Annotated in this window: 7 protein-coding genes; 6 read left to right on the forward strand and 1 reads right to left on the reverse strand. The window is 68.6% G+C overall.

The genetic code is table 11. The features are described 5' to 3' along the window. The first annotated feature begins 49 nt into the window (after positions 1–49). The gene (locus tag AC0VYD_RS11430; RefSeq protein WP_475479844.1) at positions 50–1,954 is read left to right on the forward strand and encodes a YncE family protein; all 1,905 of its coding nucleotides are present in this window, start codon (positions 50–52) and stop codon (positions 1,952–1,954) included. Between the two features lie 565 nt (positions 1,955–2,519). Then, positions 2,520–4,691 (forward strand): DUF262 domain-containing protein, encoded by a 2,172-nt coding sequence (locus tag AC0VYD_RS11435; protein ID WP_475479845.1) that lies wholly within the window; start codon positions 2,520–2,522, stop codon positions 4,689–4,691. A gap of 67 nt (positions 4,692–4,758) precedes the next feature. Here AC0VYD_RS11435 and AC0VYD_RS11440 read toward each other — a convergent pair whose 3' ends face one another. Then, positions 4,759–8,193 (reverse strand): DEAD/DEAH box helicase, encoded by a 3,435-nt coding sequence (locus AC0VYD_RS11440; RefSeq protein ID WP_475479846.1) that lies wholly within the window; start codon positions 8,191–8,193, stop codon positions 4,759–4,761. A 318-nt stretch (positions 8,194–8,511) separates the two neighbouring features. Between AC0VYD_RS11440 and AC0VYD_RS11445 the strand changes: the two genes are divergently transcribed. The 4 genes from AC0VYD_RS11445 to AC0VYD_RS11460 all read left to right on the forward strand — a co-directional run bounded on the left by AC0VYD_RS11445 (position 8,512) and on the right by AC0VYD_RS11460 (position 12,145). After that, positions 8,512–8,763, forward strand: a complete 252-nt coding sequence (locus AC0VYD_RS11445) for a metal-sensitive transcriptional regulator (RefSeq protein WP_475480245.1) — start codon at positions 8,512–8,514, stop codon at positions 8,761–8,763. 222 nt (positions 8,764–8,985) lie between these two features. After that, positions 8,986–9,558, forward strand: coding sequence for a rhodanese-like domain-containing protein (locus AC0VYD_RS11450; protein ID WP_475479847.1), 573 nt, complete (start codon positions 8,986–8,988; stop codon positions 9,556–9,558). 138 nt (positions 9,559–9,696) lie between these two features. Continuing rightward, entirely contained in the window at positions 9,697–11,115 is a 1,419-nt protein-coding gene (locus AC0VYD_RS11455; RefSeq protein WP_475479848.1) for an MBL fold metallo-hydrolase, read from the forward strand. 157 nt (positions 11,116–11,272) lie between these two features. Continuing rightward, positions 11,273–12,145 (forward strand): sulfite exporter TauE/SafE family protein, encoded by an 873-nt coding sequence (locus tag AC0VYD_RS11460; protein ID WP_475479849.1) that lies wholly within the window; start codon positions 11,273–11,275, stop codon positions 12,143–12,145. Positions 12,146–12,251 lie beyond the last annotated feature (106 nt).

Here is a 12,251-nt window from a genome sequence, read left to right on the forward strand (position 1 = left end):
AAAGAACCGGAAGATTATTGATTGCTGCTCTGCAAGGAGGTCGATGTTCATGGGCGAGGCCATCAAGAACAACGTGAGCACTGCTTATCTCGGCGAACGGTTCATGCGGCACCCGCTGACCGGGAGGAACCTGAAGGAGCTTGAAATCTCCGAAAAGGCGCCGGGGATCCTGGAGCGGAACAGGGAAAGGCTGAAAGCGAAGGCTGAGATGAAGGCGCCCGACGGGTCGGACCGATTCGTGTATCCCACCGGGTTCTCTCTGAACAGGGGGCGGTTCGAAGATTACCCCGACGGAGAGGACACGGCGCACCAGCTCGGGTGGCGGGCCTACATGACGGTGGGCGTGCCGCTCGTCGAAGAACGAAACGACATCGTGCAGCCGCCGCCCGACGTGGTCTCCAAGCAGACGTACGTCAACCGGACGGACCCCAAACCCACCACCTGGTCGCACACCGTGGAGTTCTCGGTCGCGAACACCATCAGCTGGTCGCTCCAGGGACAGGTGCAGCTCACCTTCGGGGCCAAGGCCATCACGTCGCTGCAGCAGCAACTACAGAAGAGCATGGCGCTGAACAACTCCCAGAAGACCACCCTGAAGAACAGCAAGGACAACCAGGGTGTCGACATGGAGTCCCAGTCGCAGTCGACCAGCACGACCACGGCCACGAGCAGCGCGACGGGGACCGGGGAGCTGTCGGCGCAGCTGATGCTGGGGATCACCGGCTCTGTCAGCGGTTCGCTGACCACCTCGTTCAAGACCTCGTCCACGCTGAGCGGGGAGGTCGGCAGCCGGGTCGACGTCCTGGCCACGCAGCGGCGCCAGGTGAGGAGGTTCGACTACGAATACCCGGTCTCCTTCGGCGGGGGAGTCGCTCTGTACTACCCCGAGCCGGTAGAGGTGAAGAGGACCCGACCGGACGGACCACCGCCGCAGGAACCGGAGTACTCGCAGGTGATCCCGTGGGAACTCGGCGAGTCCGGCGCTGGGGGGAAGACCTTCGACCTGAACGACGAGGGCAGGCCGTTCATGCAGAAGGGCGAAGCCGAGCTGGTCTCCACGCTCGCCGGCGTGCACGAGGTCTTCGAACTCGAGAAACTCCACTTCGAGCTGAAGGACCACCCTCTGCACGAAGACGGTGGTGAAGAGCGCAGGAGCCCGAAGGAGGCCCCCGTCGAGGTGCGCACCGGCCTGGGGACGGCGGACGGCCTGGCGTTGGACCCGGTGGCGCAGAAGGCCTACGTCACCGACCGGTACAACGGTGGAAAGCTCTACAAGGTGGACCTTGCCAGCGGCGGAACCGACTGGGTCCTGGAGAAACTCGGTGAAGTCAACGACGTGGCGCTGGACCTGGCAGGGAACAAGGCTTACGTGGCCGACTACGGCGGCCAGCGCGTGTTCACGGTGGACCTGTCCGACCACACCGCCCCTCCGGTCACGGTCGCCGAGGGCATCCGCGTGTACGGTCTCGCGCTGGAGCTGCCGGGTGGCAGGCTCTTCGCCTCCGACTACGCACGGGGCGAGCTGGTCGAGTTCGACCTGAGCAGCGGAACCGCAGAACGGCAGCGCACCTGGGACGTGCCGAATGCCGCCGGGGTGGCGTTGAACGGGGGAAGGGCGTACGTGGGCCAGTACGACCGCGGCGGGCTGTACGAGATCGACCTGGGTGCGCAGGGAGGTGCTCCGCGCGAAGTGGCCACCAACCTCGGACGAAGCGTCCGCGTGGCGCTGCACGACGGAGCCGTCGCCTATGTCTCCGACTCGACCGGCAGGCTGCATGAGGTCGTCGTGGCCGAGGGTGACGCCAAGGGTCTTCGTCGTGTCGTGGCTGACGGTCTCGGCCCGGTCTGCGGTCTCGGGCTGGACGGCGACAACGAACGGATCTACGTCAGTAACCGGCAGGGCAAACTGTCGCGGATCACCGGTGTGCTGCCCGACCGCTCGGCCGAGTCCTAGGGTCTGCCTGCCCCTGGTGTGAGGTGGGGCCGACGCGCGGCATGGTCTTCGGCCAGTTCCAGGCCCTGCCGATTCGTTCCGGGCTCTCCCTGTTCCGGGTCGTGCGCGACCCGGAACGGCCTCACTGAAGTCCTCGGCGCTCCGAATGGTCAGCCTGGACCCGGCATCGACGCAGTAGGTCAGTTCGCGGCTGTCCGGTACCGGTGGAACTCCGGGTTCGATCATCGCCGACAACTTCGGCGTCGGCCGTCGGGTTGCGACGATCGGCGGTTCGGACGTGGGTTCGAGACCAGCGGTCGCGGTGGCTGGAAGCGCGTCTGAGCTCCGAACGGCAGTGTCGGCCCACTGAGGCGGCGCACTCGTCCACACCCGTGTGTCAGGCGCCCAGAAGGGGAGGGCCGCCGCGCATCCTCCGGGTGTGACGCACCGAGCGCCTCCGAAACCTCCCCGGCCGGAGGGCGGTGGCGGAACCGGTTCGTCTGTCGGACACGGCTGAGAACATGTGGGGAGTTCAACACCCCGCTGCCGCAGTGCTCCCCCTTCCCCCCGAACGCCAGGAGGCCCGGTGCAGGCAAACACGCACAGCCCGACAGAGATCTTCAGCCACCACACCAGGTACGTGGTCCCCCTCTTCCAGCGCCCTTATGTCTGGACCCGGGACGAACAGTGGGAGCCCCTCTGGGAGGACGTGCGCGTGGTCGCCGAGCGTCTCATGGACCCCGGCAACGGAGGCCTTCCGCCCTCACCGCACTTCCTCGGGGCTGTGGTCCTGGACCAGCAGAGCACCCCTTCCGGGTACATCGCCGTGCGCAGGGTCATCGACGGTCAACAGCGCCTCACCACCCTGCAGCTGCTCCTGGACGCGGTACGCCGGGTCGTCCAGCGGCACGGGGAGCCCATGGACGAGCAGGCACTGAAGATCCTGGTGCGCAACGAGTCCCAGATCGCCCGCGACTCCTCCGAGGTGTTCAAGGTCTGGCCGACCGACCGCGACCAGGCCGGGTTCCAGGCGGTGATGGGAGAGGAGGCCGACCACGGTTACACGGCCTCCTCCCTGGCACACGCGCACAGCTTCTTCGTCGGGGCGGTCACCGAGTGGGCTCTGGACGGCACCGCGGACAACCCCCTCGATACCCCGGCCAAACGCCTGGGCGCCCTGGTACACACGGTCCGGGACCACCTGCGCCTGGTCGTCATCGACCTGGAGCCGGGTGACAACGCCCAGGTGATCTTCGAGACCCTCAACCACCGGGGCAGCCCGCTCCTCGCAGCCGACCTGATCAAGAACCTGCTGTTCCAGGTCGCCGAGGGGCAGGGGGTCGACATCGATCGCCTGTACCACGAGTGCTGGGGACCGATGGACTACGACTACTGGCGGCAGAAGGTCAGCCAGGGCAGGCGTCTGAGGCCCCGGATCGACATGTTCTTTCAGGCCTGGCTCACCGTGAGGCTCCGCCGGGAGATCGCCCAGGACCGCATCTTCCTCGAGTTCCGCGACCTGCTGCTCCGGGAGGGAACGGCGGTCGCCGACCTCATGGCGGAGATCGCCGCCGACGCGCGCATCTACCAGGGCATGGCGGAGATGCCGTCGCACACCGTCGAGGGCACCTTCCACTACCGGGTGGTCAGGGCACTGGACACCGCGGTCGTGGCGCCTTTGCAGTTGTGGCTGATGCGCTGGAACGAAGCCCGTATGCCCGAGGAGCAGAGGCACGTCGCGCTGCGTGCCCTGGAGAGCTGGATCGTGCGCCGCTCCCTGTGCCGGGCGACCGTCAAGGACATCAACCGGTTGGTGGTCGAACTGCTCAGGGCGGTCCACGAGTCAGGTCCCGAGCAGGCCGGCGAAGCGGTGCGCCGACACCTGGAGGACCAACGCGCGGACTCCCGCTTCTGGATCGACGACGAACAGCTGCGCACGCTGCTCAGCACGGCTCACCTCTACAAGAGCCTGACCCGTCCCAGGCTGCGGATGCTCCTGGAAGCCCTCGAGGACTCATTGCGGGGGCCCATGGGGGAGGGGCAGCAGTGCCCCCGTCAGCTCACCGTGGAACACGTGATGCCCCAGGGGTGGGGTGAGCATTGGGGTGAGGGAGTGGTCGGCGATCCCGAGGCCGAACAGCTCCGAGAGGACCGCATCCACGTTCTGGGCAATCTGACGTTGGTCAACGGCAAGCTCAACCCCGCGATGTCCAACCGCCCATGGACGGACGAGACCGCCGCCGCGCGAGGTCTGCCCGGGAAGGGTAAGAGGGCGCTACTGCTGGAGCACAGCACCCTCAAACTCAACGCCCACCTGGCGGTGGGGCATGAGAAGGAATGGACCGAGACCGATATCGACCAGCGCACCGAGACCCTGGTCGACCACATCGTGCGGATCTGGCCCCGATCAGGGTCGGCATCGCGCTCGGTGGTGACTACGGCACACATCGCAGCGGGGGAGACCGAAGAGGACGACGTTCAGAACGGGTTCTCGCACAGCGTCCACCAGGGCAAGTACCGGCCCCTGTGGCGTTGGCTGCGCGACCAGGCACAGCACCGGGTGCTGATGGCCTTCGCGGAGGTGGTCGAGGTTACCGGGATCCCGTTGCCCGAGTCCGCCTACAACCACCCCGCCCACTGGTACGGCTACCAGGGGAGCGCGCTGGCACGGGCCATTCGTGACGCCGGATGGCGGGCCACCGAGGTGGATCTGCTGGCCGAGACCGTCTGCTTCGTACGCGAGACCTCCGAAGCCTGACTCGCACCGTACCCGGGGCGGGCCTGCAACCCGCCCCGGAGTCCGGCCCCGACCGGGAACTGGTCGCCTAGGAACGGGATGAGCGCCCGGGCTCTCGCCCCGAGGGCTTGCGCAGGGGGAGGTGGTTTCCCAACACCTGGAAGTGGAAGCGGCCGGACCAGGCCTGGTGATCCCCGATCACGTAGAGCCTGCGCTTGGCACGGCTGGCGGCCACGTTCAGCAGGTTCGGCGTCTGACTCGCCCAGTTCAGGGCACCGTCCCGATCCGGGGCGCCGCCGAGTACGAAGACCACCACGGAGGCCTCCTTGCCCTGGGAGGTGTGGATGGTCCCGGTCCTGTCGAACCGCACTCCGTGTTCTCCGGAGATCTTGCGGACCTGGTCGGCCACGGCCCTGAAGGGGGCGAGGACGAACACATCGTCCATGGGATGCCCGTACTGCTCGCGTAGTCCGTCGAGCAGCCACTCCAGCCTGTCGCCCTCCGCTGGACGCCAATGGCCCTCGGCCGTGGAAGCGGGTACGTTCACCCATTGGCTCGGTGGCAGCGACAACTCTTTCCGGGGCGGCGTGCCGAACACCATCATGCCGCCGTAGGCGACCGAGTTGGAGATGGTGAACATGGGGTCGTCGCATCGACGGTGCACGCGTAGCGGCGACCCGACCCAGAGGGGTTCGCCTCCGTCCCGTTCGAGCAGGGTGCCCAAGGGGGTGACCGCGTCGGACAGGGCCTGGACCGAGGTCGCCGCGGGCAACCAGCGCTGCGCGACCCTGAAGTGCGCTGCCAGGTGTTCCTGGGCGGGCAGGGACAGGGTGCTCACCGGTTCCAACTGGAGCGGGTCGCCGACCACGACGGCGCGCTGGGACCGCCACAGCGCCCCCACGACCTGTTGAGGTGTGGCTTGGCCGGCTTCGTCGACCAACAACCACCCCAGGGACTCGGAATCGAAGGCCCTGAAAGTACGGGCGAAGGAAGCGAACGTCGACGACACCACGGGCACCACGAGGAAGAGGCCGCGCATCGCTTCGCGTACGTCCTCGTCCTTCGCGCCTTTGGCCCGTCCGGACAGCGCGTCGGTGGCGGCCCGTAGAACCTTGGCCATCTTCCCCGGAACGGCACGGACGAAGGACTCGTGAAGTTTGAGTGCGGCCAGGAACACCTCGGTGCGGGCGCGGGTCAATTCCGGATCGCTCCAAGGAGCGGACAACTCACGTGCGGTGTCGTCGCGGGTCGCTTCCTCGGTGGGCACGTGTCCCGGCCATCGTCGATCCGCCTGCTCCACGGACGATTCCAACGCACGCAACTCCCCGGTGACCTTGCGTCGGCGCAGTTCGGCTTCGGTCAGTTTGTGCTCGGCGCTTTCGTGCGCTCGTGCGGTTTCCGCTACGGACCGGGCGCGTTCTCGCTCGTGCTTCTTGGCGGGCCGCAGCCGCGCGAGGATCTCCTCATCGGTGTGCTGCCATTCCCGGAGCCGACGGCCCAGGGAGAGCAGAACGTCCCAGAAGCCCGGTTTGAACTCCCAGTGTCGGGATCGCTCGGATTCCACCTCACGCAGGGCCCGGTCCGATTCGGAGTGCAGCTTCTCGGCCGTTGCGTGCTCGGATCGGGCCCGTGCCGCTGACTCCTCGCATACACGGTGGTGGTCTTCGGCCTCGCGTACCCGCTTTTCGACGGAGGGGAGTGCCTCCAACAGCCGCGCGACTTCGGCGCGTTCGGTAACCAGTCGGTCCCGTTCGCGTAGAGCTCGACGGAAGTCCGCGATCGCTTCTCGCCACTGCTTCTGACCGGCTTGGGAATCGGCCCGGTCGGCAAGGTCGAGCTTTTTGAGCAGATCCCGCATACCGTGCGGGCTCTGGGTCCGGTCGGCCCGGTTGCCCCACCAGAACCGGTTGACGAACTTGTGGCGGTTGCCCGCGTTGCCGAGCTGCGCGGCCAGTGTCCCCCATGCCTCCTGGCCGTCGTCGAGCAGGTTCGTGGCGGTGGCGGCGAAGTGGTCGGCGTGCTTCCACCGGTCGTCGACGGCTTCGCGTGAGGGGATGTCCTTGGTGACGTTGTCGACCGCTCCGTTGTTGGCCGAGGCCACGACGATCTCGAATCCGGCCAGGTCGGGGCGTAGCCGTGGAAAGGCAACGCGGGTGTGCCCGGCGCCCCAACCCGTCCAACCCGCGAAGGCCTCCCATGGTTTGTCGAACTTCGACAGGACGAGGGCCCGATCCACCACCACCTGGGCGACCAGATCGCGCAGCAGGGTGGTCTTGCCCGTTCCTGGAGGCCCGTTGACCGCGAAGATTCCCGTGCTCTCGGCCAGCGTCCCGGTGATGGTGTTCACCGCGATCTGCTGGCTGAGGACCAGGGGGTGGGTGTCTTTGGCGGGCCAACGGCCGGCCGGAGACAGGGCGGGATGGACCCGACGGATCGCCTCCGCCCCTTCCCCGCGCACGTCCTGCTTACGCAGGGCCGCGACCTCGGAGGCGGAGGACAGGTATGCGCGCAGGGCTCGGCCGTACTCCTGCCCGCGCACGGCTTCGGACACGGTGACCAGGTCCTGGGCGATGAAGCTGTTCAGGATCGGGGTGTCGGTGGAGTCGGAGAAGGGGTCACCCTGAATGTCGTGCTCGCCCCGCATCTGCTCGAGCAGAAACTGCTGGTGTTCCAGTTCGGCCTCGTGGTCCTTGACGTGGACGCTGTGGCTCCTGACCCGGATCCCGAGGTGAAGGTGCCGTTGGACGCCCAGGAGCGTGGAGACCACCCGGAGCAGGGCTTCGAGTTCCCGGTAACGCAGGACGCGCCCGTGCTCACCGGGGTCGGACACCGGTGGCCTGCCCGCCGTGTCGTCGAGTGAGGCCTCGGCCGAGGCCGACACCTCCAGGTCGGCCTCCGGCAGCGACAGGGAGCCGGTCAACTCGGCCGAGGCCTTCAAGGAGGTGCGGACCGCCTCCCAGAGTTCGACCAGTGGGGCACTGAGTAGACCTCCGTCCACCAGGGAGAGGACCGCCTTGGTCGGTGCGGTACCGGGGCTGGCGGTCAACCAGTCGTACAGTTCACCGAATCGTTCCTCGGTTCCCTCGAAGCCCTCCAACCACCTACGGGAACGCGGCCCCGGGGAGATGGTCCGGCCGATCGCCCAACCACAGGTGGACAGGGCCCGGCTGCCCAGCAGAGCCTGGCCGTGTTCGTCGACCTCGAAGGCGGCCAACGCCGCCTCTCCTCGGGGGCGTTCGTCGCGCGGTCGGGGGTCCGCGCCGAAAGCCCGCGCCAGGATCTCGTTGGTCTCCTTCGACTGGAACACGCCCAGGTAGACCCGATGGCGGCGGACCCTGTTGCGGGGGAGCGGGAGCCGCTGCACGGGGTGCTCGGCTTCCCAGGGGAGAGGGAGCCCCGGCTCGACCCCGTGCACGGGGGTGTCGCTTCTCGGGTCGGGCTTTTCCACCTTCTGCGGTTCGAACAGCTCCACCGCCCGCCAGAAGTCCACGATGCGTGCGCGTTCCCGGTCGCCCCTGGCCAACAGGTTCCCCTCTTCCGTTCGATGCGCACGGACACGGTTGGTCCGTGGAACGTCACCCGTCGTTGATACCAGGTGCGGGACGGCGTCCCGTCACGAAGGACTGTTCACGGGGTGGATGATGGGCCCGTTGGCCGGATTCGGCCAACGGAGAACCCGTTGGGGCGCTTCCCGGGCGGTCGGCGGTCGTGCCGGTTCGAGCCGGATCCTCCGTGCTGTGACGCACGCGACGGTTGCCGCGGGCGATTGGCGGAATGGATACACCCGGGGGTATGTTGTGGCCTGTATGCGGGCCGAAAGGGGAACCAGATGAAGCCTGAAATGGTGGGCGACGCCATCACACGACTCAAGCGCGCCCAGGGGCAGCTCTCCGGCGTCATCTCGATGATGGAGGAGGGGGAGGACTGCGCTGCGGTCCTCCAGCAGCTGGCCGCGGTCTCCCGTGCCCTGGACCGGGCCGGGTTCAAGATCGTCGCGAGCGGCATGCGGCACTGCAACACCGCGCGTGAGCAGGGCGAGCAGCCCGAACTCACCGAGGAGGAGCTGGAGAAGCTGTTCCTGGCCCTGGCCTGAGTGTTCGCGGGCCCCGGCCGTGCGATCGGGCGCCCGCACACCGGTCCTGCGCGGCTGCCCCCCGTTCCCTGCGGGGATACACCTGTGGCTTCTGGATACTCCCCCCTGTATAGGGGGTGGTGGCTCCGACTGGTCGATCCTCCCGAGCCCGAAGCCCCCGTCCGCCTTACTGATACCCCCGGGGGTATCAGTAAGGATTTGACCCCAACGAAGGAGAGACACATGAGTGACCGCGGCATCGACGTGCACGCCGTGCGTGACCTGCTCGAAACCGATCCCCACACCCTGCTCGTCGACGTGCGCACGCCCGCCGAGTACGAGAGCTCCCACATCCCCGGTGCGATCAACCTGCCGCTGGGGCGCGTGGACGCCCACCTGGAGCGCATCGTCGCCGACGCCGGGGGTCGCCTCGTCCTGGTCTGCCAGTCCGGCGGCCGGGCCGGGCAGTGCCAGGGCAAGATGGCCGCCGCGGGCCTGCACGACACGGTCGTGATGAACGGCGGCATGAACGCCTGGGAGGCCCAGCACGCCCCCGTCGAGCGCGGCCGGGAGCGGTGGGCCCTGGAACGCCAGGTCCGGCTGGTGGCCGGAGGGCTCGTCCTGACCTCCGTGCTCGCCTCCCTGGTCTGGCCCCCGGCGGTCGCGGTCGCCGGTCTCGTCGGCGCCGGTCTGGTCTTCGCAGCCGTCACCGACACCTGCGCCATGGGCATGGCCCTGTCCCGCCTGCCCTACAACCAGCCGCGCAACGACGTCGACATCGAGGACTCCCTGGCCCGGATCAGCGTCCGCGGATGACCGCAGGGGCCTGAACGACCGGGTGCGCCCCGACTCCGGAGGTGGCACGCGGCGTTCCCGACCAGGGCCGAACCCCGACCTCTGGATACTCCCCGGAGTATCTGATCAGCAAGACACACGACACACAGGGAGCAGGACATGCTGCTGGAACGCGTCTACGACCACGACCTCGCCCAGGCGGGCTACTTCATCGGCTGCCAGGCCAGGGGAGAGGCCATCGTGGTCGACGCCCGCCGGGACATCGGCGACTACCTCGACCTGGCCCGCCGAAACGGCATGCGGATCGTGGCCGTGACCGAGACCCACATCCACGCCGACTACCTCTCCGGCACCCGTGAACTCGCCGCGGCGACCGGTGCCGCGGTCTACGTCTCCGGTGAGGGCGGCCAGGACTGGCAGTACGGCTTCGACGCCGAACGGCTCATGGACGGTGACACCGTCACGATCGGCAATCTCACCGTCCGGGCCCGCCACACCCCGGGCCACACCCCCGAACACCTGTCGTTCCTGGTGACCGACGGAGCCTTCAGCCAGGACCCGGGCTACATGCTCTCCGGTGACTTCGTCTTCGCCGGAGACATCGGCCGCCCCGACCTGCTCGACGAGGCCGCCGACGGGGTCGACACCCGGTTCGAGGGAGCGCGCCAGCTGTTCACGAGCCTGCGCGAGGTCTTCCTGAACCTGCCCGACCACGTCCAGGTCCTGCCCGGGCACGGCGCGGGCAGCGCCTGCGGCAAAGCGCTCGGCGCGCTCCCGGGCACCACGGTCGGATACGAGCGGCTCAACGCCTGGTGGTCCCCCTACCTGCGCGAGGACGACATGGCGGGTTTCGTCGCGGAACTGCTCGACGGGCAACCCGACGCCCACGCCTACTTCGCGCGGATGAAGCGCCAGAACAAGGAGGGGCCACGGGTCCTGGGCCCGCTGGCCGAACTGCCCGAACTCCCCGCCGAGGAGATCGGCCGTTCCCTGGACGAGGACTCGGTCGTCCTCGTCGACACCCGGTCGCACGACGAGGTGCACCGGGGCACCGTGGCCCGGGCGCTCAACATCCCCGGGCCGGACAAGGCCGCGACCTTCGGCGCCTGGGCCCACGACCCCGAGACCGAGACCCGGCCCCTGGTCCTGCTCACCCCCGACGGGGAGACCGCGCAGCAGGTACGCGACCACCTGCTGCGGGTCGGCATCGACCGCGTGGTCGGCTACACCACCGCGCTGGAGGGCCTGCCGACGGTGGTGCCGCCGCTCGTCAGCCCGGAGGAACTCGACGGTTTCGGCGCCGCGCTCGTCCTGGACGTGCGCAACAGGGGCGAGCACGCGCAGGGCCACATCCCCGGCTCCCGCCAGCTCAGCGCGGGCCGGGTGCTGTGGCACCTCGACGAGCTCCCGACCGGCGGCACCATCGTGAGCTACTGCCAGAGCGGCGTCCGCAACTCCGTGGCCGCCGCCGCCCTGCGCCGCGCGGGATACGACGTCGTCGAACTCGACCGCGGTTACCCGGACTGGGCGGCCTGGGATCAGGGCCGGAGCACCGCGGCCGGGGCCGCCACCGGTTGAACGGCGGGACGGGGGTGGAGCCCGCCCGTGCGCGTCCGTCGCGTTCGGGGCACGGGCTCCGCCCCCCCCGGTCCGAGGGCGGGACCGAAGGCCCCGCCGCGATCCACAGTCCCTGCCGACCGCGTTCGCGGTCCCCGGTCACGGAAGAAGAGTCAACATGGAGTTCCAGATCGTCCTCGCCCTGTGTCTCGCCGTGGTGGTGGGGCTCGCGCTCGGCCTGCTCGGGGGCGGCGGTTCCATCCTGATGGTCCCGCTGCTCACCTACGTCGCCGGCATGGACCCCAGGGAGGCCATAGCCGCGTCCCTGTTCGTCGTGGGCGCCACCTCGCTGGTCAGCGTCTTCGCGCACGCACGCGCCGGAAACGTCCGGTGGCGCACCGGACTGGTCTTCGGTGCGGCCGGCATGGCGGGGGCCTTCCTCGGCGGACTGGCGGGCGGCCGGATCCCCGGCACCCTGCTGATGATCGCCTTCGCGCTGATGATGGTGGCCACCTCAGTGACCATGATCCGCGGTAGGAGGAAGGTGCCCGCCGAGGGGGCGGAAGGCGGGGTGCTCCCCCTGCGCCGCATCGTCCTCGACGGTCTGGCGGTCGGCGCGGTCACCGGACTGGTCGGGGCCGGCGGCGGTTTCCTCGTGGTGCTGGCCCTGATGCTGCTCGGCGGACTGGCCATGCCGGCCGCCGTGGGCACCTCTCTGCTGGTGATCGCGATGAAGTCCTTCGCCGGACTCACCGGGTACCTGACGACCGTGAGCCTGGACTGGGCGCTGGTCGGCGCGGTCACCGCTCTCGCGGTCGCGGGGTCGCTCGTCGGTGCTCTTCTGACCTCCCGCCTGCCCGAAGCCGCCCTGCGCAAGGGTTTCGGGGTCTTCGTCCTGGTCATGGGCGTTCTGGTGCTGGCCCAGGAGCTTCCCGCGCCCTACGGTCTGGTTCCGGCGGTCGTGGCGGCGGTGGTGGCGGCCCTGGTCCTGGTGTGCCGCCTGATCGGCGACCACTGTCCGCTGGTGCCGTTTCTGCGGCCGCAGACGTGAAACTCCGCTGGCTCGGGGAAGAGAAGGAAATCTATCTTCCAGGATAGATTGTGCTGTTGGCTGAGAGGGTCGGAAGTGAGAATGAGGAGGGTTTTTCGGATAGACC

The sequence above is a fragment of the Nocardiopsis sp. iso_40 genome (assembly GCF_056173285.1).

Coding starts and splice junctions, on each gene's coding strand:
- AC0VYD_RS11450 (WP_475479847.1), top strand. CDS start 8,986: ATGAGTGACCGCGGCATCGACGTGCACGCCGTGCGTGACCTGCTCGAA.
- AC0VYD_RS11455 (WP_475479848.1), top strand. CDS start 9,697: ATGCTGCTGGAACGCGTCTACGACCACGACCTCGCCCAGGCGGGCTAC.
- AC0VYD_RS11430 (WP_475479844.1), top strand. CDS start 50: ATGGGCGAGGCCATCAAGAACAACGTGAGCACTGCTTATCTCGGCGAA.
- AC0VYD_RS11460 (WP_475479849.1), top strand. CDS start 11,273: ATGGAGTTCCAGATCGTCCTCGCCCTGTGTCTCGCCGTGGTGGTGGGG.
- AC0VYD_RS11445 (WP_475480245.1), top strand. CDS start 8,512: ATGGTGGGCGACGCCATCACACGACTCAAGCGCGCCCAGGGGCAGCTC.